At 70.9% G+C, this 20075-nt stretch carries 21 protein-coding genes; 12 read left to right on the top strand and 9 right to left on the bottom strand.

Translation table 11 applies throughout. The features are described from left to right. Window positions 1-350 precede the first annotated feature (350 nt). Window positions 351-1607 carry a hypothetical protein gene (locus FJK98_RS12150; RefSeq protein ID WP_145919120.1) on the top strand — a complete coding sequence of 419 codons (1257 nt, stop codon included), beginning with the start codon at window positions 351-353 and terminating at the stop codon, window positions 1605-1607. Between the two features lie 511 nt (window positions 1608-2118). Here the strand turns inward: FJK98_RS12150 and FJK98_RS12145 are convergent. Both FJK98_RS12145 and FJK98_RS33170 read right to left on the bottom strand, forming a co-directional pair. Beyond that, entirely contained in the window at window positions 2119-2277 is a 159-nt protein-coding gene (locus FJK98_RS12145) for a hypothetical protein (protein WP_194821458.1), read from the bottom strand. A 127-nt stretch (window positions 2278-2404) separates the two neighbouring features. Further along, window positions 2405-2569 carry a hypothetical protein gene (locus tag FJK98_RS33170; protein ID WP_168222436.1) on the bottom strand — a complete coding sequence of 55 codons (165 nt, stop codon included), beginning with the start codon at window positions 2567-2569 and terminating at the stop codon, window positions 2405-2407. A 501-nt stretch (window positions 2570-3070) separates the two neighbouring features. Between FJK98_RS33170 and FJK98_RS12140 the strand changes: the two genes are divergently transcribed. Then, entirely contained in the window at window positions 3071-3583 is a 513-nt protein-coding gene (locus tag FJK98_RS12140; RefSeq protein ID WP_145919119.1) for an O-acetyl-ADP-ribose deacetylase, read from the top strand. A 428-nt stretch (window positions 3584-4011) separates the two neighbouring features. On the opposite strand, the gene FJK98_RS12135 is transcribed toward FJK98_RS12140, so the two are convergent. The 3 genes from FJK98_RS12135 to FJK98_RS12125 all read right to left on the bottom strand — a co-directional run bounded on the left by FJK98_RS12135 (window position 4012) and on the right by FJK98_RS12125 (window position 7110). Then, the gene (locus FJK98_RS12135; RefSeq protein ID WP_145919118.1) at window positions 4012-5463 is read right to left on the bottom strand and encodes an RCC1 domain-containing protein; all 1452 of its coding nucleotides are present in this window, start codon (window positions 5461-5463) and stop codon (window positions 4012-4014) included. Window positions 5464-6144: 681 nt separating this feature from the next. Further along, complete coding sequence (locus tag FJK98_RS12130) at window positions 6145-6732, bottom strand: ATP-binding protein (protein ID WP_145922705.1); 588 nt, start codon at window positions 6730-6732, stop codon at window positions 6145-6147. A gap of 66 nt (window positions 6733-6798) precedes the next feature. Then, window positions 6799-7110 (bottom strand): hypothetical protein, encoded by a 312-nt coding sequence (locus tag FJK98_RS12125; RefSeq protein WP_145919117.1) that lies wholly within the window; start codon window positions 7108-7110, stop codon window positions 6799-6801. 79 nt (window positions 7111-7189) lie between these two features. Between FJK98_RS12125 and FJK98_RS12120 the strand changes: the two genes are divergently transcribed. Both FJK98_RS12120 and FJK98_RS12115 read left to right on the top strand, forming a co-directional pair. Continuing rightward, window positions 7190-7492, top strand: coding sequence for a hypothetical protein (locus FJK98_RS12120; protein WP_240762773.1), 303 nt, complete (start codon window positions 7190-7192; stop codon window positions 7490-7492). A 213-nt stretch (window positions 7493-7705) separates the two neighbouring features. Beyond that, the gene (locus FJK98_RS12115) at window positions 7706-9103 is read left to right on the top strand and encodes a transposase (RefSeq protein WP_145919116.1); all 1398 of its coding nucleotides are present in this window, start codon (window positions 7706-7708) and stop codon (window positions 9101-9103) included. 114 nt (window positions 9104-9217) lie between these two features. Here the strand turns inward: FJK98_RS12115 and FJK98_RS12110 are convergent, their stop codons facing one another. Beyond that, entirely contained in the window at window positions 9218-10159 is a 942-nt protein-coding gene (locus tag FJK98_RS12110; protein ID WP_145919115.1) for an AEC family transporter, read from the bottom strand. A 501-nt stretch (window positions 10160-10660) separates the two neighbouring features. Here FJK98_RS12110 and FJK98_RS12105 point away from each other — a divergent pair. Together FJK98_RS12105 and FJK98_RS12100 are read left to right on the top strand one after the other, a co-directional pair. Further along, the gene (locus tag FJK98_RS12105) at window positions 10661-11170 is read left to right on the top strand and encodes an AAA family ATPase (RefSeq protein ID WP_145919114.1); all 510 of its coding nucleotides are present in this window, start codon (window positions 10661-10663) and stop codon (window positions 11168-11170) included. Window positions 11171-11278: 108 nt separating this feature from the next. Beyond that, a complete protein-coding gene (locus FJK98_RS12100) occupies window positions 11279-11836 on the top strand; it encodes a dihydrofolate reductase family protein (RefSeq protein WP_145919113.1) in 558 nt (185 codons plus the stop codon). Between the two features lie 257 nt (window positions 11837-12093). On the opposite strand, the gene FJK98_RS12095 is transcribed toward FJK98_RS12100, so the two are convergent. From FJK98_RS12095 to FJK98_RS12085, 3 genes are read right to left on the bottom strand one after another with little or no spacing between them, the layout of a single operon-like run. Beyond that, the gene (locus FJK98_RS12095; protein WP_145919112.1) at window positions 12094-13272 is read right to left on the bottom strand and encodes an MAB_1171c family putative transporter; all 1179 of its coding nucleotides are present in this window, start codon (window positions 13270-13272) and stop codon (window positions 12094-12096) included. A gap of 15 nt (window positions 13273-13287) precedes the next feature. Beyond that, entirely contained in the window at window positions 13288-13800 is a 513-nt protein-coding gene (locus FJK98_RS12090; protein WP_145919111.1) for a hypothetical protein, read from the bottom strand. Then, window positions 13790-14266, bottom strand: coding sequence for a helix-turn-helix domain-containing protein (locus FJK98_RS12085; RefSeq protein WP_145919110.1), 477 nt, complete (start codon window positions 14264-14266; stop codon window positions 13790-13792). The genes FJK98_RS12090 and FJK98_RS12085 overlap by 11 nt, the downstream gene beginning before the upstream one ends. Before the next feature lie 159 nt (window positions 14267-14425). Between FJK98_RS12085 and FJK98_RS12080 the strand changes: the two genes are divergently transcribed. The 6 genes from FJK98_RS12080 (at window position 14426) to FJK98_RS12055 (ending at window position 20064) form a co-directional block, all read left to right on the top strand. Then, window positions 14426-14650 (top strand): hypothetical protein, encoded by a 225-nt coding sequence (locus FJK98_RS12080; protein WP_145919109.1) that lies wholly within the window; start codon window positions 14426-14428, stop codon window positions 14648-14650. Between the two features lie 38 nt (window positions 14651-14688). Beyond that, entirely contained in the window at window positions 14689-14916 is a 228-nt protein-coding gene (locus FJK98_RS12075) for a hypothetical protein (RefSeq protein ID WP_145919108.1), read from the top strand. A gap of 105 nt (window positions 14917-15021) precedes the next feature. After that, complete coding sequence (locus FJK98_RS12070; RefSeq protein ID WP_145919107.1) at window positions 15022-16908, top strand: alpha/beta fold hydrolase; 1887 nt, start codon at window positions 15022-15024, stop codon at window positions 16906-16908. Next, a complete protein-coding gene (locus FJK98_RS12065) occupies window positions 16905-17471 on the top strand; it encodes a hypothetical protein (RefSeq protein ID WP_145919106.1) in 567 nt (188 codons plus the stop codon). The genes FJK98_RS12070 and FJK98_RS12065 overlap by 4 nt, the downstream gene beginning before the upstream one ends. Then, a complete protein-coding gene (locus FJK98_RS12060; RefSeq protein WP_145919105.1) occupies window positions 17468-18238 on the top strand; it encodes a class I SAM-dependent methyltransferase in 771 nt (256 codons plus the stop codon). Before FJK98_RS12065 ends, FJK98_RS12060 begins: the two co-directional genes overlap by 4 nt. Next, a complete protein-coding gene (locus FJK98_RS12055) occupies window positions 18235-20064 on the top strand; it encodes an ABC transporter ATP-binding protein (RefSeq protein ID WP_145919104.1) in 1830 nt (609 codons plus the stop codon). The genes FJK98_RS12060 and FJK98_RS12055 overlap by 4 nt, the downstream gene beginning before the upstream one ends. Window positions 20065-20075 lie beyond the last annotated feature (11 nt).

Here is a 20075-nt window from a genome sequence, read left to right as displayed (position 1 = left end):
GCCCGGGTACGGCCCGGTGGGTGGTCGTGGAGCCGGACAGGCCGGTCGCCGGGCCGGGCCGGGCCGGAAAACACCCTCTGATCCGACCGCACCGGCTTATTCTCGACCCGTAGGCACCGGGTCCGGAGGATCCGGCCTGCGGGCCCGTCACACCTGACGGCACGTCCTCCCGACAGCCGGAGGGCCTGCCGGTGGTGCGCGGACGACGCGACGGGCCGCGTCGGTGGCGGTGGATGACCCCTGCGGGAGCGGTCGCGGGAACTCACGACGACGGGAGCACGATGATCAGTTGCCCCATCGGATCACGCGGACGGCGTGGTCATGTCCGGCGCGGACTTCCGGTCGTCGTGGTGCTGGTGGGGTTGCTGCTCCCCGTCACCCCGGCGTGGGGTGCCGATGGTGGTCCGACCGGCACCGTCGAGATGGCCGCGGACGGGGACGTGGTCGGCGCCCCCACGCCGCTGCGTAACGTGCCGTCGGTGATCGCCGACGTGGCCGACGGTCAACTCGTCGTCTACCGCATGCCCGGTATCCGGGGCGGCCAGATCAACGCCACCGCCATGCTGTTCCTGCCCGCGCAGGCACCTCCGGCCGGCGGGTGGCCGCTCGTGGTGTGGGGGCACGGCACCGTCGGGTGGGCCCCGGAGTGCGCGCCGAGCGTGCAACTCCAGGAGCACGGCCGGTGGGCCGACGGGCCGAACGCTTCCCTGCTGGCGTCCATCCTGAAGATGAACATCGCCGTGATCGCTCCGGACTACGAGGGACTCGGCCCGGTGGCCGACGGTGTCCCGCAGGGGCACGGCTACTACGAGCTGTCCAGCGAGGGAAACTCGATGGTCTTCGCCGCGGTGGCCGCGCAGCGGCTTCTCGGTGACCAACTGTCGGGTCAGTGGGTGCCGGCCGGCTGGTCGGAAGGTGGCTTCGCCGCTCTGGCCGCCGCGTACTACTCCGACCGGGCCACCATGGCCGACCCCGACCTGGAGTACCGCGGCACGATCACCCTCGCTCCGGTGCCGGACGTGCCTGCCATGAACCGGGTCCTGTGGAACGACATCGCGGCGGCCTCGCGGTCCGGGCTCCCGCCGACGGAACACCAGATCGAACAACTCGTCTTCGCCAACGCGGAGACCATCTACTTCACCAGGACCGCACGCTACGCGGGCTACGACATCGACCCCGCCACGATCTACGGCCCCAACATTCTGAGGTTCTACCGCGACAACTGGCGTACCTGCCTGGACGATCTCAACGCCCTGGTCAAACGGGACATCCAGAACTACCTGAACGCATCCCCGGCGCACCGGTTGACCACCTACCCCGGCATCCGCGGCGACACGCCGAACTCGCTGCCGGAGAACAAGCGGTTCTACGCGGAGAACCAGGACAGGCTGGAGAATTCGACGCTGCCGGGCTCGATTCTCTGGCTGTACGGCACCGACGACATCACCAGCCCGGCCACGGTCACCTACGACACCGTCAACAAGATGCTGATCAACGACAACGACATCAACCTCGCCGTCCTCGAAGGAGCCGGCCACTACGACGTGTCCACCGCCGGCCGACCCCTGATCGAGGCCCGGCTGAAGCAGCTGTTCGACATCACGTAGCGCCGTTGAGGCGTACGTCGTCGGGCTGAGGTGAGCCCTCGGTCGCGCAGGCCGCGGCCGGCGGGTGGGTCAGCCCACGGTGCAGCGGGTGGCTACGATCGCCGCACGCTGCACCGAACCGGCTGCACAGCGGATGCGGGAGATCATCGAGACGGTCCTGGCCGCGTTCCAGGACCAGGTCCTGCAACTGATGTTCCGGCCCGCCGTTCGCCGACCTGCCGAAGGGGCCGGACAGCCCGTTCCACGCGATAGTCGTCGAGGTCGAAAACGTCGTACGCGACGGCATCGAACGCGGCGAGTTCCGCGACGTCGGCGACGTGCACCTCGTGGTGGAACTGCTCAGCGGCGTCATGCGCGCCGGCACGGAGCGTATCGGCCGGGACCCGGGCAGCTACTCCCCCACGGTCCACGCCACCCGGGAACTCATCCTCGCCTCGCTCGGACAGACGGCACCACCGTCATCCGCAGGACGACGCCGCCAATGCGTCGATCACCCCGCTGAACTGCCGAACTAGTGTCCGAGGTTGACCTGTGTCCGGTGGTGGTCGCCCTTCTCGATGAGGTCGACGAAGCCGAGGGCGTAGTCCGCAGCGGAGATTCTGCCGCCGTCCTCGGGCTGCACCACGACCTCGTCGCCGAGCCGATAACGACCGAGTCGTTCGGCGGGCATCTGTGCGCCGAACCTGAGCGCTGGGCTCACGTAGACCCAGTCGAGGGTCGTGGGTGTGGCGGGGAGGTCCTCGATGATGAACGCATCCTCGAACGGTTGCGCATCGACCGCCAGCTTGAGGAAGCCATCACCGAGTCCCGGCCCACCGCGTCAGCCGGATCACCACCGACGGCGAGACCACCCGGTTGCCCGTACCCAGCCGCGACGGCGGGCCGTACGGCATCGCGTCCGGGCCCGACGGCGCGCTGTGGTTCACGATGAACCAGGCGAACGCGATCGGCCGGATCGACACCGACGGCACCGTCACCATGCACCCGCTACCCACGCAAGCCGCCGCCCCCGTGGGGATCACCGCCGGCCCCGACCAGCCGTCTGGTCGTCGGGATCGCCGCCGGCCAGATCGGGCGGATCACCCCCGACGGCACGATCGACGAGTTTGCGCTACCCGACCGCGCAGGTCGCCCCCACGCCATCACCACCAGCGGCAGCGGCGACCTGTGGTTCACCGAGTGGGCAGGTAGCCGGGTCGGCTCCGTCACCACCGACGGGACGATCGAAGTCCATGACCTGCCCACCCCGCGCTCCGAGCCGCACGGCATCACCCTCGGACCCGACGGCGCCCCGTGGGCGGCCCTGGAGAACGGCATCCTGGCCCGGATCAACACCGCCGGCCGGCGGCGGGGGTGGGGTCGCGCTGGTCGGCCGACGGAGCGGCCGCGTGCCGTGACCGGTGGTTGACACAGCTGGCGCGGTCGTGACGACGTGGTCGTCCGATGTGTGCCAGGATTCTGCTGTGGCGACGATCGAGGTGGTGCTGGGCGACATCACGCGGGAGGACGTGGACGTCATCGTCACGGCCGCGAACGAGTCGCTGCTGGGTGGCGGTGGTGTCGACGGGGCGGTCCACCGCGCCGCCGGTCCCCGGTTGGCCCGGGCGGGAGGCGCGATCGGCCCCTGCCCGCCCGGTGAGGCGATGCCGACGTCGGCGTTCGACCTCGACCCGCCGGTGTGGCACGTCATCCACACGGTCGGGCCGGTCTGGGAGGGCGGCGGCCACGGCGAGGACGAGGTGCTGGCCTCCTGCTACCGCAGGAGTCTGCAGGTCGCCGACGAGTTGGGCGCCCGGACCGTGGCTTTCCCCGCGATCGCCACCGGTGTGTACGGCTTCCCTGCCGAGCGGGCGGCGCGGATCGCCGTGGGGACGCTCAGGTCCACGCCGACGAACGTGCACCGGGTACGACTCGTCGCCTTCGACGACGACACCCGGGAGCACCTGCACGCCGCGCTGACCGCCACAGCCGACTGACCGGCCGGGACGAGGCGTTTTTCGCCATCCGGTGAGCGCGCCCGCACCTGGCGTTCAGTCCGTTTACGCAGCCTCCGGGTACCGAGTTCAGCCGCGGCGGCGAAGTCCGAGATGGTCAGGACCCGGTCGGGGTCGCCGATCAGGTCGATCAAGGCCGGCAGCGCACTACCGGACGGTCTGGCCTCGCCGGGGCGGTCGGCCCGGCCAGCGATCGGGGTGGCGTCCAGAGCCCGGTCGATGCGGCCAGCGGCCAGGGTGGTGAGCCGCTCGCTCACGCCTTCGCCGTAGCCGGCCGGTCACGGTGGCGCCGGCCTGCCGTAGGGACCTCAGCCACTTTTGACCGCGTGCCGCGAGCCAACCGACATCACGCCCGAGACAGCACCCGCCCGCTGGCACCACTGGCATCACCTGGCGACTTTGTCGGGACTCTAGGATGCCAGGACCTGCACCGGAACGGGACGGTCACTAGTAGTGCCGTCGCCAAGCTGACCGTAGTTGTTCAACCCCCAGGCGACGACGGTGTAGTTCGGCTGTAGCGCCAGATTGTGGGCGATGCCGGCGGCGATCGCCCGTATTCCGATCAGAAATCGACCGCAGGGCGCGACTTCCCCCACCGCACACACCCGCACCGGCGTCAGACGATTCACCCGGGTACCGTCGCCGAGTTCTCCACGGCCGTTGTAGCCCCATGTCAGAACGCCTCCGCTACTCAGCTGCGCCATACTGTGAAAGCCGTTCGCGGCGATGTGCCGCACCCCGTACAGAAACCGATCACAGGGTGCGACCTCCCCCATCGCACAAACCCGCACCGGAACGAGCCGGTGGTTCTCGCGTGTGCCGTCACCGACCTGGCCCTCGACGTTGTAGCCCCAGGAAACGACACTGCCGCTGCCCAGCAACGCCATGCTGTGGAAAGTGCCGGCCGCTACGGCGCTCACCCCGGACAAAAACCGGTCGCAGGGGGCGGTCTCCCCCACCGCACACACCCGCACCGGAATAGGACGGAACTCGTCGTTGGTGCCATCGCCGACCTCACCGGCGCCGTTGAAACCCCAGCCGACGGCGTGGCCGGTCCCCACCACGGCCAGACTGTGATCTTCCCCTACCGCGATGGACCTGGCCCCCGTCAGGAACCGGTCGCAGGGGGCGGTCTCACCCACCGCACACACCCGTACCGGAACCGAACGATTCGTGAAGGTGCCATCACCGAGCTGACTCAAGGTGTTGGAACCCCAGGCGACGACAGCACCATTACCCAGCAGAGCGAGGTTGTGGCCGCCGCCGCCGCTGGCGACGACCCTGACCCCGCTGAGAAACTGGCCACACGGCGCGGCCTCCCCCACCCCGCACACCCGCACCGGAACCGAACGATTCGTGAAGGTGCCGTCGCCAAGCTGGCCTGTCACGTTCTGGCCCCAGGCGACGGCCGTGCGGTCCCGGAGCAGGGCCACGCTGTGCACGAACCCGGCAGCGATGGCGATCACTCCGGTGAGGAACCGGGTGCAGGGGGCGACCTGACCGACGGCGCACACCCGCACCGGAGTGACACTCGGATCGAGGGTGCCGTCACCCAACTGACCTTCACTGTTCTCGCCCCAGGCGAGGACGGTGCCGTCCGAGCGCAGGGCAAGGCTGTGTCCGTAGCCGGCGGCGATGGCGGTCACTGCGCCGAGTTCGGCCGGAGCCTGCTGGGCCACTGGTCGCTGGGCCACCACAGGCGCAGCGGCTCGACTGGCCGGCGCTTCCCTCGCCCCACCGACCGAGGCGTCACCGACTACCACGACCAGAGCCAGCACCACCAGCACGCCAGTGACGGCAGCGCGTCGGGCAGTGCCGATCATCACGGCCGACATGTCTTCGGGAAAACAGAATCCACCCATCTCCCTCTCCTGACCGAGGCAAATTCAATTCCTGGCCACCTGACTGCCCGGACCTTGACGGCGGATCAGGCGCGCAGCTGCACAGACCCCGGATCCGGCACGCCGCACAGGCAAGACCAGAACGGGGACAGGGGTGAGGGGCGGGAGGGATGCCACGAGAATTGGAGTAGATCTCACCTCCCTGGCAAGCAGCTCAAGCAACAGGGATTCGTGACCCAGAATATAGACCCATGCAACGCGGAGATAAATAGCGGAGTCGAATAAGTTAGATACTCGCGAACGGTCGCGTGTTCTTCTCGCGTCGAACCATCGCGCACCCGCCTCGATCGCGTGATCAGGCAGGTCAGACTGCACGTGGACAGCGGAATGCTCGCAGGAACAGCCATGATGCCCCCGCGCCTGGCAGCGCGTCTTGGCCAACCGCTGCCCCACCCGGAGGGCTCCGTCCTGCCTGAAGCAACGACACGCCGCTGAGCACCTACTCAGGAGCCCTTGAGCTCGATGACAATCGCTCACGATTCCGAACTGGCCAGCCAGATCGCGGCGATCCGTCGCGTCGTGCCGCGGTGACCGTCAAGCCTCGGTAGCACTCCGACCGGGCTCCAGATCCCCGACAACGTCCGGATCCACCACATGGGGTGCGCGATCAGGTGGTGCGTCGTACGGGGCAGGGGCGCATCGTCACCCTGGCCAGGGCCTTCCTGCACCGCCTTCGGTCGTCCCCGGACCCGCCGCTGGTGGTTCGAGGACGTCAAGGATCGCCTTCAGCCGGTTGTCGAGCGGTCCACTCAACTCCAGGACAGGAGTGTCGTTCCAGGCATCGAGGGGGTCGTCGTAGACGAGTTCCCGAAGCGCGTCGTTCATTCGCGAGCGGAGGCCGGGCAGCTCCGGGGCGGGCAGAACCCGCTCGCTCTCCGGCGTGATCACCGCGATGATCAGTAGATCGAGCGTCGCGAACGCGGAACGTAACGCGGAGGCGTCAGCCTCCTCCACCGGGTCCGCTCCGCTCGCGGCCAGGTAGGCGAGATAGTCGAGCGGTGTGCGGTCGAACACGACCTTGGAGGGTGACGGCGACCGCATGCTCCGCACCGAGCAGGCCAGCATCGCCCGGTAGTCCTCCCGCGACGGCGGGAAATCGAACTCGTACCCCTGTTCCTCCAGGAGGTAGTACGGCTCGTCGAGCATGGCATGTCCCGGCAGACGCGCACACAACGCTTCGACAAGGGTGGTCTTTCCGATTCCGTGCGTCCCGGAGATCGCGACCCTCATTGCCCCACCCTTCACGATCTCGCTGATCATAGGCTCACGCCGGCACGGCCGAGCCGTCGTACCGGCTCACTCGTCTTCGATGTATCCGGTGCCGGGGTCGACGGTGTTCAGGAAGTCACGGATGTTCTTGGTGTGCTCGTCAAGCGACAGGTTCGTCGTCGGGCTGACGCCAAAACCGTAGCCGGGGTTCGGCCCGCTGACCCAGGCGTAGTCGGTGCCGCCCAGCCCGTTCGAGCGGAGCACAAACGTCTCCCCATCGACCTCAAGCGTGCGGGACGCGGCGTCGGCCGAAGCTTCGGGCGCGGGGCGCAGACCGGGCACGGCCCCGGGATCCGCCTTTCGGTCGCCACCGCCGTCGTCAGGGTAGATCGCCTTCACGCCACCATCATCGCGTGACGACAGACCTCAACACCATTCTGACCGCACTGTACATGCGAGGACCGGGCAGCCACCGACGTTGTCCGACGCGGAGTTGCTGACCCTGACGGTCGCGCAGGTGCTGCTCGGGGTGCGTTCCGAGGTCCGTTGGCTGCGGTTCGTCCCCGGGCATCTGCCCGGGGCGTTTCCGTACCTGCCCGAGTCCGGCTACAACAAACGCCTCCGGGCGGCGGTACCACTGCTCAAACGCGCCATCCGGGCGATCGCTGCGGACACTGACCTGTGGGTCGCGCAACGAATCCTCGCGACGACCACCGCGATCCGGCACAACCGGGCCACCGGCCAGCCCGAGACCAGGTCCCTGATCGCCTACGACCACTGACCCGGACGTCGGACTTACTCGTCTAGACGGATCTGTTCAACTGGCCTTCAGCGGTGGGCACCGCGTCTCGACGTCGCCGCGCCCGCACTGGCCGGCGCCGCGCTGCCCGTAGGGGCAACCCGGACTGCCCGCAGGACCGGCCGGCGACCGGGGAACGGGCCGGCAGATCCGGCGCACGCTGGTGCGGACCCGCCCACCGACCGGGAGACAGGCGTGCATCCCCATCAGAACGTCCAGCCGGCGCCATGGCAACACACGTTCGCTACGACCTTCGCCTGGATCGCCGAGCACGAGCCGGCGTACTTCCAGCGCCTCACCTGGGCCGAGACCCAGCAGAACGGCACCTGCCTGGCGATGTTCCATGCCTGGGCCGACGAGCAGGCCGCCCACACCGGCGTCGACCAGCTGCGCCGTAGCCTGGCCACGATCACGCTGCTCCAGCAGCACGCCAGTGGGCAGCTGGACCGGGACCACCTCGTCGTCGCGCTGGTGGACACCGTCCGGCCGCCGTGGGTCGACCACCCCCTGGCGGTGGCGTTCAGGGAAGTCGATCCGACGCTCGTCGCGGAGTTCGCACAGATCGACGACATGTACGCGCTGGTCGCCCGGTTGGCGCAGGTGTTCGAGGTGGACACCGGGTTCACGTTCGCCCTCTGGTCGGTCGCCGCCGAGGCCCTCGCCGGCGAGGTCGCCGAGGCGTACCTGCCGTACTTCGCCGCAGCCTGTGACGAGCACCTGCGGCAGTGGTATCTGACCGCCACCGTCGCGCAACCGGACCTGCCCGGTCAGCCCGGGGACCCGGCACCCGACGGCGGCGACCAGCCGGCGCCCCGGTGGCTGGACTACCTGGACCCCGCCCAGTTCCCGCAGGCGCTGGCGGACTGCCCGGACCTCGCCGCCGACATGGCCGACTACAACACGCAGGCGTACGCGTTCAACCTGGCCGGGCCGTACCAGGAGGAGTACCGGTCGTCGGTGCACGATGCCATCGCCCGCGTCCTGGCCTGGTACGCCCACCGTCAACCGGTGATCCTGGGTCGCCTCCAGGCGTTCGGCGGGCCGCAGGGGCAGCCCGACGATCCGGAGACCGCCCACCTGCTGGCCCTCGCCCCGGAGTGGGAGCAGCTCCGCCAGGCATGCGGGCTCCTCACCGCCGCCCTCGAACCCGGCTTCACCGGATATCCGCCGGCCCAGCCGTTGCCGGTTCGGGAACAGATCGCGGCGGCGGTGCGGGCCCGGCTGCTGTCCAGGGAGAGCCGGCAGGGCGGTGCGGAACCGCCGGAACCGGTCGAGGCACCGAGAGCCGTCGAGGTGCCGCGACCACCATCCCGCCGGCCCGAGCGGGGCGAGCAGCGCGGACGGTCGACTCTGGTCGGCATCACCGACGAGCAGTGGCGGCAGGTCGAGGCGATCCTGCCGGGCGGCGACTCGCACCGGAGCCGGCTGCACGACCGCCGGCTGATCGTGGAAGCGATCTACCACCGCAGACGCACCGGCTGCACCTGGGCGAACATGCCGGCGCACTATCCACCCGGCCCGACCGTCGCCAACTACCAGTCGACCTGGGAGCGTGACGGCACCATGCGCCTGATCGAGGCGATCCTGGGCTAGGCCCCCCGACCAGATACTCCGGACCAGTTCGCCGGGCGATGATCGGAAGGTCCGGCCGCCAGCGCCACGGTCGGTGTCGCTCAGCATGGTTACCGGACGTCTCCGTCGACGGACCTACCTGAGCAGGGCCGCTGCCGCGGCCAGGGTGGCGAGCGACAGTGTCGTGGTCAGCAGCACCGCGCGGCCGGTCACCGCCTCGCCGACGCCGTACTCCTGGCCGAAGATGAACGTGTTCTGCGCTGTCGGCAGGCCCGCGCACACCACCACTGCGAGCAGCTGCGGCGCGGGCAGGTGCAGGGCCAGCCCTGCCGCGTACGCGACGGCCGGCTGCGCGACGAGCTTCAGCGCGGTGATCACGGCCAGCTCGGCCGGCGCGGCCCGGCCAGCCGGCGCGGCCCGATCGTCGCGCGACGGCGTCGTGTGGTGCAGCGACGCGCCGAGCGCGACCAGGGCGGCCGGAGCTGCGGCGCCCGACAGCAGAGTCAGTGTCGCGTCGGCCGCCGACGGCAGCCGCAGGCCGGCAGCCGAACAGGCGACACCGAGCAGCGACGCCAGGATCACCGGGTTGCGTACCGGCAGGGAGGCGATCCGGCGGACCCGTATCCGCCCGGCGGGGTCGCGGTGCCGGTCCAGTGCGACCAGGATCACGGGTGCCACCACCAGCACCTGTAGCAGCACCACCTGCGCCAGGAACGCCACGTCGCCGAGTACCTGGGTGGCGATGGGGATGCCGAGGTTCGCCGAGTTGACGTACCCGGCGGCCATGCCCCAGATAGGTCGTTCGCCAGGCTCGCGGCCGAACAGCCGGCTCGCACCGAACCACCCGAACCCGACCACCGCGGCGGTGCTCGCCGCGAAGGCGAGCAGCGGGGGGCCGGCGAACCCGGACAGCGGCATCCGGGACAGTGCCAGGAACAGTGCGGCCGGCATCGCCAGCTGGAACACGAAGCGGCCGAGCACCGCCGCCCCCGCCTCGCCCAGCAGTCCCCATCGACAGGCCGCATAGCCGATCACGGTGAGAATCCAGATCGGCACGAACGCCGACACCAGGCTCATCCGGGTGTCACCAGCCGCCGGCCCAGGCAACGGCGGGCGTCCAGCTGTCTGGTTGCGACCCACGGCAGCCTTCCCGCCGGGAGGACGAGGGATCGCCGCGTTCGATGGTCGGCGTCCCCCTGTGCCCCGCCATCAGCATCGCCTCGATCCGCGTTACCCACGGCACGATCGCCACCGGAGCCTGCCACTGGCTGGCTCGTGTCTGGTCGCTCGCCACCCTAGGGCCTGTCGAACGAACGGTGTAACTCGGATCCTCTTGGTGGTGTGGGTTCGTTGGTGTCAGCCACACCGTTCCGGCCGGGCCTCCGTTATGGGCCACTGCGTCCACGGGTCAATCCGGACGCAGATCCCGGCGAGCCTTTGTTGGCTCGGTCAGCAACGGGCTCACCACCGCAACCGTCTGGGTGGTAGGGCGTGGTCTCGTGTCATGCGATCCGCGTACCGCACGGTGGATCGCGAGGAGTTCCTGTCGTCGGTCGCGCTGCCCGCTACCGTACGGACGTGGCACGGGTACTGGTGACCGGCATGTCGGGCGCGGGCAAGACCACGGTCCTCGACGAGCTTCGCCTGCGGGGTTTCCGCACTGTCGATACGGACTACGGCGGCTGGGAACTGCCCGACGGGACCTGGGACGAGCCGCGAATGAGCCGGTTGCTTGACCGGTACCGCGATCTGATCGTGTCCGGGACGGTGGAGAACCAGGTCCGCTTCTACCACCGCTTTCACCACATCGTCTTGCTCAGCGCGCCGTTGGAGGTTCTTCTCCAACGGGTCACCTGCCGAACGAACCCCTATGGAAGAACGCCCGAACAGCAGGCGGAGATCGAGCATTACGTCCAGACCGTCGAGCCACTGCTCAGACGGGGAGCCACCATCGAACTCGACGGACGTCGGAGAGTCTCCGACCTGGCCGACACCATCGAAGGCCTGGTCAGGGAAGGGCACCAGTCTGCCGCGAACGGGACGCTGCCCACCTCGTACCCGCCGGAGCCGGATCGGTCACCACAGTGAGGTAACAGCACCTCGTCGGTAGACGACTCTTGTCATTACCTCCGGCGTTGTTCTCGAATTGCCTGTCGCGCCCGGACCGTGGCGTCACCGGCGTTAGACTCGCCGGTCATGGGACTGCTTACCTTCAGTCTGAACATCACCCTGGACGGTTGCGCCGACCACCAGGAGGGGATCGCCGACGACGAGACGCACGCCTTCTTCATCCGGCTCATGGACGAGGCCGGGGCGATGCTGTGGGGTCGGGTCACCTACGAGATGATGGAGAGCGCCTGGCCGGCCGTCGCCCGCGGTGACCAGGAGGCGCCGCCGGCGATGCAGGAGTGGGCGGCCAAGCTGGAGGCCAAACCCAAGTACGTGGTGTCGTCGACGCGCACGGACTTCCCGTGGACCAACAGCCACCACATCGCCGGCGATCTGCGCGAGGGCGTGCAGAAGCTCAAGGACGCGACCCCGGACGGGGTCCTCCTCGGCAGCGGCAACCTCGCGACCGAGTTGGACCGGCTGGACCTGATCGACGAGTACAGGATGCTCGTTCAGCCTCGGATCGCCGGTCACGGCCCGACCCTGTACCAGGGCGGGCTGCCCAGCACCCGCCGGCTCGAACTGCTCTCGGCCAAGCCGATGCGCAATGGGGTAGTGGCCGTGCATTACCGCCGCGCAGACTGATCACCGGAGTCCCGGGATCGTCCACAGCCGGCAGGATGCCAAGTCAGGAGGAGGTCCGGTCTCAGGGGGTCACTTCACGGTGCTGGGTCAGTGCGGGCAGTCGCCGGTGGCGATGCGTCTTGGGATCAGGCAGCCACACTGGCATTCCGGCAAACCGGGCCGTCGGTTCTGGCCGGTGCCTGGGGGCCGCCGACGGTTGACGCGGGCGAAGGGACCGCGCAGCCTCACGGGCCGGCCGAAACCCCACGGCAAGGGGCCTACGCCTGGTCGGCGTTCCGGGGCCTGGTGGCTTCGGCGGCGGCGAGTTGGCGGACCCGGGCCACCTCCGTCGAGGTGGCGAACTGCCGGGCCACCCGGGCCAGCCAGGCGCTCTCCGAGGCCAGTGAGGCGTCCACGTCCTGGAACGGGTGCTCGGCGCGGTAGTCCCGGCGGTGCGCGTGTCCGACGAGGGCGGCGGCGATCACCGCCGCTTCCACGGTGGCCGGGTCCGCTGCCGGGTCGATCCAGCGGGGCACGTCGGGATGGGCGTAGGGACGCAGCGTCAGCTGCGCGTCGCGGATTTCGATCACCCGGCGGTAGAGCGCGAACTCCGCGCCGGGCAACGGCCAGCCGCCGCTGGTGTTGAGGGCGATCTGCGGCAGCGCGGTCCGTAGCGCCCGCCAGAGCGGGTCGATCCGGCGCAGCCGGTGTAGCGCGCGCAGCCAGCGCAGTGGCGCGGTGATCCGGTCGCCCCAGGCGGTCAGGGTCGCCCCGATCAGCCAGAGCAGCATGCAGACCGAGCCCAGGGTGGCGCCGATCGGCAGCGTGGTGGCCAGGGACCGGCCGGTGAGGAGGGTGACGACCGGCCGGACTCCGGACCAGGCCGCCCAGACGATGCCCAGGGCGGTGCCGGTGACCACGAAGCTGAGCCCGGTCCGTAGGACGCCGGCCGGCACGTGCCGTAGGTAGCCGCCCACGCTGGTGATGAAGGTGGTCAGGCAGACCGCGATGTAGCTGAAGAAGACCACGAGGTAGCCGACGACGACCGGATCCCGTGAGTACGCGTTGACGAAGTTCAGGGTGAAGGTGGTGTCGGCGTAAGCCAGCAGCACCGCCATCACCAGGACCGCGCCGACCAGCAGGGCACCGTGCCGGCGCAGCCAGCGGCGGGTGCCGGCAGGGCGGGCGATGCTCTGGCCGAGCGCGCCGAGGAAGTACGCGGCGAGCATCTCCAGGCCGTTGCCGAGCAGTCGGCTGAGGTTCGGCACGGGCTCGACGTGGCTGATCGCGATCAGGACCGGGTGGGCCATCACCGCCAGGCCGAGGCCGATGCACAGGAAGAAGGCGGAGAGGTAGCGGGTGCCGGCGGCACGCCGACGGCCGGGTACCGGGATGAGTTTGTAGGCGGCGACCACGACGGCGAGCGCCAGGGCGGTGAAGTTGAGCCAGGTCAGCATGGTGCCCGGCCCTGGTCAGCCGGTGTCGAAGATCGAGCCGAGTCGGGCCAGCCCGTCGGCGACCTCGGGGGTGACCGGGCCGGTGCCGCCGGTCGGGCCCCGGCGGGCGCGGTGGGCGATCATCGAGGCGACCAGTTCGGCCTCCTGCTCCTGGTCGGCCGAGTAGTCGGATCGGCCGAGTACCCGGCGGACCAGGTCGGTGGAGAGGTTCGGCAGCAGCAGGGCGGGCAGGGTGGCCAGCGAGCGGTCGTCGACGTGGCCGCAGAGCAGGTGCCCGACCTCGTGCAACAGGATGTGCTCCTGGTGCAGCCGGGTGGTGCTGGTGGCATAGAAGAGGTAGTCGGCCTGGTCGGTGGCGACCAGTGCGCCGCACTGGCTGGCCCCACCGGGCATCGGCACCAGCTCGACCGGTCGGCCCCGCTGGTGGGCCAGCGCGTCGACGAACCGGGTCGGCTCGAACGGCGTCGGGATCGACAGCGCGTCGACGATCCGCTGACACCGGCGCCACATGCCCCGATCAACCGCCATCGCGCTCCACCGGCCCGCCCGTACCGGGCCCGGGCAGCTGCACGCCGGCCGGCCCGGCGCGGCGTGCCTCCCGCCGCCCGATGGCTTCGATCATGTCACTGATGGTGTCCAGCCCCTCCGGGGAGAGGGTGACCGCACGCAGCGCGATCTGCCGGACGGCGCTGTCGCGCAGCGCGCCGAGCAGCTCCAACTCCTCGACGATCCGCGCGCTCTGCTCGTCGTCGAAGAAGTACGCCGCCGGCACCTGGAAGAACTGGGCGAGGGCCTCCAGGTGCCGCTTGGTGGGGTTGGTCCGCCGGCCGTTGCGCAACTGCCAGAGGTACGTGGTGGAGAAGCTCTCCCCGGTGGCCGCGCGGCAGGCGGTGGCCACCTCCTCGTTGCGGTACTGCTCCCGGTCGGGGCGGCGGACCATCTCGAAGAGTCTGTTGATCTTTTCGGCGAGGGTGCCCGTGCTCGGGTGGTCCATGTGGTGCCCTCCCCTCGTCGGATCGGGTGGACCCCGTTTCCCGTGGTTGACGGCGGCGACCCCCTCGGACATCCTAGCGATTCATGATTTTTAGCTGAGATGAACGGCGTGCGCGCCGCCTTTCACACTGGCTGAGAGCTTCCGGAGGAGGTGAACCAGATGACCGCACTCGTCGACCACACCAACGACATCTCCCTGGAGATGTTCGGTGAGCTCACCGAGGCCGACCGGACCGCCCACGGGCTGGCCGGACTCACCCCGGTGCTCGCCACCCCGACGGCGGTGGCGCTCGGCGTCGCCGTCGGCGCCGTGGCGTTCCACGCCGGCTACATGGTGGGCATCGCCCGCAACATGGCCGAGGGCACCAGGCCACAGCCGAAGTAGCCGCCCGACAACCCGTACCCCCGTTCAGGAGGTGATCCATGTCCGTTCTCGCCAACAGGGTGAACGCGGACCCCGCCCTCGCCACCATCCCGATCCACAGCGACGAGGCACGCAACCACGTCGGCGGGATGCCGGTGCTGGCCACTCCGGCAACCATCGTCAGCGTGGCGGCCGGCGTCGGCCTGGTCGGTTCGGTGGCGGCGCTCTTCGGCGCCGGCTACGTCGCCGGGCGCAACCTCGGCGGGACCCGGCCGGTCCCGAAGTGATGACGCGATCGCGGTAGCAGCACCCGGGCCGGTGGACCGCCGCGGCGGTCCACCGGCCCACCCGTCCCGCCCGGTCCTCCCCGCACCATCAGGAAGCGCTGACCCATGAAGAGAGCACCCTGGCACCGCCGGCTCCGGCCGCCCGCCACGTTCGACCGCTCCGCCGTGCTGAGCTGGACCGAGCGGATCAGCTCGGTGACCCACCTCTTCGCCAGCCTGGAATACCTCACCCGCCGCCGGGACCGGCAGCGGGGCGGGGCGAACAACTGGGCGGTGAACCGGCGTACCTTCCACGAGCACGCCCCCCGCCTGACCCGGGCCCTGGACCTGGCCGCCAACGACCGGGTGGCCACCGCGCTGCACGTCAGCCGGGCCGTCGCGGCGGCCGCGCTCTGGCTGCCGCTGGGCCGCCGGCAGCGGGTCGCCGCGAACGCGGTGCTCACCGGCAGCCAGGCCGCGCTGCACGCCCAGCACCTCTACGGCAGCGACGGCGCCGACCAGGTCTCCTTCCTGGTCCAGGCGCTCACCACCGCCGCCCGCGCCGGCCAGCGCCGGCCAGCCGTGGTCGACGCCTGCCTCTGGTTCGTCGCCCTGCAGTCGGTGCTGTCGTACACGGTCTCCGGCTGGGCGAAGCTGCCCAGCGATACCTGGCGCAGCGGACGCGCCCTGCCCGGCATCACCCGGACCCTCACCTACGGCGACCCGCAGGTCTGGCAGCTGATGCGCCGCTACCCCCGGCTGACGAAACTCGCCGCCCACGGGGTGCTGGCGATGGAGTGCGCGTTCCCGCTGGCCTACGCCGCGAAGGGTCGTCCCGCGCCGTACCTGCTCGCCACCGCCGGGGCGTTTCACCTGGTCAACGCGCGGGTGATGGGGCTCGGCCGGTTCTTCTGGGCGTTCACCTCCACCTATCCGGCGGTCGCGTACACCACCCGGCCCCGGGAACGCACCGGCGACGCGGCCGGCGTGCGGCGCGACGACACCCTGCCCGCCGTGGCGGCGACCGCCGGTCTGGTGCTCTTCACCGCCGGCCAGGTCGCCCGGATCCGGCGGCGTCGGCTGATCGAGCGGGGGCGCGGCGACGAGCGCACCGTCACCACCGCCGCCGGAAACGTCCTGTCCTACCGGTACGCCGGCAACCCGCTGTCCGGCGGGGCTGAGGCGCGGTCCGGCGGGTCCGGCGGTGACGGGCCGGTGGTGGTGCTGGAGAGCGGGATGGCCGCCACCGCCGAGCACTGGGAGCGGATCGCCGGTCCGCTCGGTGACCGGTTCACCACGGTCACCTACCAGCGGGCCGGCTACGGCGCCAGCCGCTACCGGGGCACCGGGGAGTACCGGTTCGAGACGATGGTTGACGACCTGGTCGAGCTGACCCGGCACGTGGCCGGCGACCGCCCGGTGGTCCTGGTCGGCCACTCACTCGGCGGCTACCTGGCCCTGCTCGCCGCCGAACAACTCGGCGGACAGGTACGCGGGGTGGCCCTGGTCGACTCCAGCCACCCCGCCGAACTACGCCGTTCCCTGCGGCAGGCCGAGGGCGGCCGGGCGCTGACCAGCACCCTGGCCATCATGCCCGGTTCGTTGCGGGCCGGGTTCGGTTCGCTGCTGCCCCGGGCCCCCTGGATCGACCGGCTGCCCGAGTCCGTCCGCCCGCTGGCCCTGGCCCAGTACCGCGACCCGGAACTGTGGGCCGCCGCCCGGCGGGAGTGGCGGGTGGTGCAGGAACGCTTCGAGGATGAGAGCACCGGGCTGCCCCGGATCGACGTACCGCTGGTGGTGGTGACGGCCGGGCGGACCGCGCGGGCCGACGCCGTCCAGGCCGACCTGCACGACGAGTTCGCCGCCGCGGCACCCCGGGCGCAGCGGCACCTGATCGCCGACGCCGACCACGACGAGATCCTCACCGACGCCGACCGGTCCGCGGAGGTCGCCACGATCCTCACCGCGTTCGTCGACGACGTCACCGCGCCGGGGTCGGAGGTCCGGCGATGAGCCGCCGGGTCGGCTCCGACCTGCGGCCACTGACCACGGCGATCACCGCCGGCCTGGTCGGCTGGTTCGGGGTGACCGTGCTCAGCCAGCACCCGCAACAGGTCTTCGACCGGTTCCGCCGCTACGACGTACCCGGGTTGCTCATCGGCAACTGGCGCTTCTTCGCCCCCGAACCGGCGCAGCACGACTTCCACGTCCTGCACCGGGTGCTCACCGCCGACGGCGCGCAGACCCGCTGGGTGGAGACCACCCACATCCCGCGCCGGCACTGGCGGCAGGTGGTCTGGTTCCCGGAACGCCGGCAGGACAAGGCGATCTTCGACATCTGTGCCGACCTGATCGTGCACCTGGGCACCCCCGGCGTCGAGATCACCGCCACCGCGCCGTACGAGGTGCTGCGGGACTTCGTCGCGCACGCCGTACGCCGGCAGTACGCCGGCGCGGACGTACCCCGGGGATTCCAGTTCGTGATCGCCCGCAGCGCCGGCTACGACGAATCCCACCAGCCGGACTACCTGCTGGTCTCCCCGTTCGAACCGTTGCCGGAGGGCACCCCGAGATGACTGAGATCGCCGACAGCGGCTACGGACGCCAGTTCGTCGACTTCTACGACCAACTCTTCCCCGGCGGGGCGGCGGCGGAGCCGGCCGTCGCGTACCTCGCCGGCCTGCACCCGGGCGGCGGAGCACCCACCCTGGAGCTCGGCGTCGGCACCGGCCGGATCGCCCTGCCGCTGGCCGACCGGGTCGGCGAGATCGTCGGGGTGGACTCGTCACCGGAGATGCTCGACGCGCTGCGGGCCGCCCTGGCCGAGCGACCCTGCCCGGTCACCCCGGTGCACGGCGACATCCGCGACTGGTCCGACGACCGCCGGTACGGGCTGGTCTACTGCGTCTGCGGCACCCTGTCGATGCTGCTGGACCCGCAGGAACAGCAACGGGCGGTGCAGGCCGCCGCCGCCCGGCTGGCCCCCGGCGGGCTCCTCGTGGTGGAGACCCACAACCCGCAGTTCGCGCTGGCCGTGCTCAACCAGGGCCGGGCCCGGGACTCCTTCTTCGTGCCCTACCCCGGCCGGGACACCGGGCTGCTGTCGTACTCCACCATCGACGTGGCGAACGGGATCTGGCACCTGGCGCACATCTGGATCTCCGAGGGCCGGTCCCGGATCGCCTCGGAGCTGAGCCGGCTCACCACCCCCGACGAGGTCGACGGGTACGCCGAGCGGGCCGGACTGGTCCGGGTGGCCCGGCACAGCGACTGGGCCGGCACCGAGTTCACCGGCGCGGAACCGATGTACGTCAACGTCTACCGCGCCCCGGGTGACCGGTGAGCACCCCGGCCGCCGGTGAGCGGCACTGGCTGCGCATGATCGCCGGATACGTCCGGCCGCACCGGGGTCCGTTCGTGGCCGCCGCCGTGCTGCTGCTCGCCTCCAGCCTGCTCGGGCTGGCCCAGCCGCTGGCCGCCAAGGCACTCATCGACGGCCTCACCGCCGGTCAGGGGGTGGGTCGGGCGCTGGTCGTGCTGACCGGGCTGGTGATCATCGCCGCCGTACTGCTCGGGGTCGGCAACTACCTGATCCTGCGCACCGCCGAGGCGGTCGCCCTGGACGGCCGGCGCGGCCTGGTCCGGCACCTGCTGCGGCTGACCGTGCCGGCGTTGCAGCGGCAGGCCCCCGGTGACCTGCTGGCCCGGGTCGCCGGGGACACCATGCTGCTGCGGCAGATCGCCAGCCAGTCCCTGATCGACATCTTCACCGGCGGCGTCATGCTGCTCGGCGCGGTAGCACTGATGGCGGTGGTCGACCTGACCCTGCTCGGGGTGACCGCCGTGGTGGTGGTGCTCCTGGTGGTCATCATGGGGTTGTTGATGCCCCGCATCCGTGCCGCCGCGCTGCGTTCCCAGGAGTCGGTGGGCGACATGGGCGCCGCCCTGGAACGGGCGCTGGGCGCGTTCACCACCATGAAGGCCTCCGGCACCGAGGCCACCGAGGCGGCCCGGATCGACGCGGCGGCGCTGACCGCGTACCGCCAGGGGGTGAGCCTGGCCCGCTGGGGCTCGGTCGCCGGCACCAGCGCCGGCCTGGCCATCCAGGTCGCGTTCCTGGTCGTGCTCGGGGTCGGCGGCGCACGGGTGGCCAGCGGCGCGATGCCGGTCTCGGCGCTGGTGGCCTTCCTGCTCTACGTGGCCTACCTGAGCCACCCGGTGATGCAGCTCGTCGGCGCCGGCACCTACCTGCAGATCGGGCGGGCGGCGCTGACCCGGATCGCCGAGATCGACGCACTGCCCACCGAACCGATCGACCTGCCCCCCGCGCCACCGGTCAGGGCCGGCGTCCCGGCGACGGCCGGAGCCGGGGTGCCGACGGGGCCGACGGGAACCGGCGGGCCGACCACCACGACCGGGGCGCGGTCGGCTCCCGAACCGGCGGAGGTGGTGTTCGAACAGGTCAGCTTCCGGTACCCCGACCGGGACGAACCGGCCCTGCGCGACCTCACCCTGACCGTGCCGGCGGGCGGGCTGACCGCCCTGGTCGGGCCCTCCGGCTCCGGCAAGACCACGGTGCTCGCCCTGATCGAACGCTTCACCGAGCCGCAACAGGGCCGGATCCTCGTCGACGGCCGGCCGCTGGCCGACTGGCCGCTGGCCGAGCTGCGCGCCACCATCGGGTACGTCGAGCAGGACGTCGCGGTGCTCGCCGGGACACTGCGGGAGAACGTCGCGTACGCCACCCCCGGCGCCACCGACGAGGAGATCCGGGCGGTGCTGCGGACCACCCGGCTCAGCACCCTGCTGGACCGGCTCGGCGGTGACCTGGACGCCCCGATCCGGCACCGGGGGCTCTCCCTGTCCGGCGGCGAGCGGCAACGGATCGCGGTGGCCCGCGCCCTGCTGCGCCGTCCCCGGCTGCTGCTGCTCGACGAGGTGACCTCGCAACTGGACGCCGCCAACGAGGCCGCCCTGCGCGAGGTGATCCAGGAGATCTCCCGCCGGACCACCGTGGTCGTGGTCGCGCACCGGCTCTCCACGGTCCTCGCCGCCGACAAGATCGTCGTGCTGGAGAATGGCACGGCCCGTTCCGTGGGTTCGCATCCGGAACTGGTCCGCACCGATGCGCTCTACGCCAGCCTGGCTGCGGAACAGGCGTTGGTCTGAGGACGGGAGGG

It is taken from the genome of Micromonospora sp. HM134, assembly GCF_007833915.1.
In the GTDB taxonomy this organism is placed as follows: domain Bacteria; phylum Actinomycetota; class Actinomycetes; order Mycobacteriales; family Micromonosporaceae; genus Micromonospora; species Micromonospora wenchangensis.
This window is presented reverse-complemented; position numbering and strand designations above follow the sequence as displayed.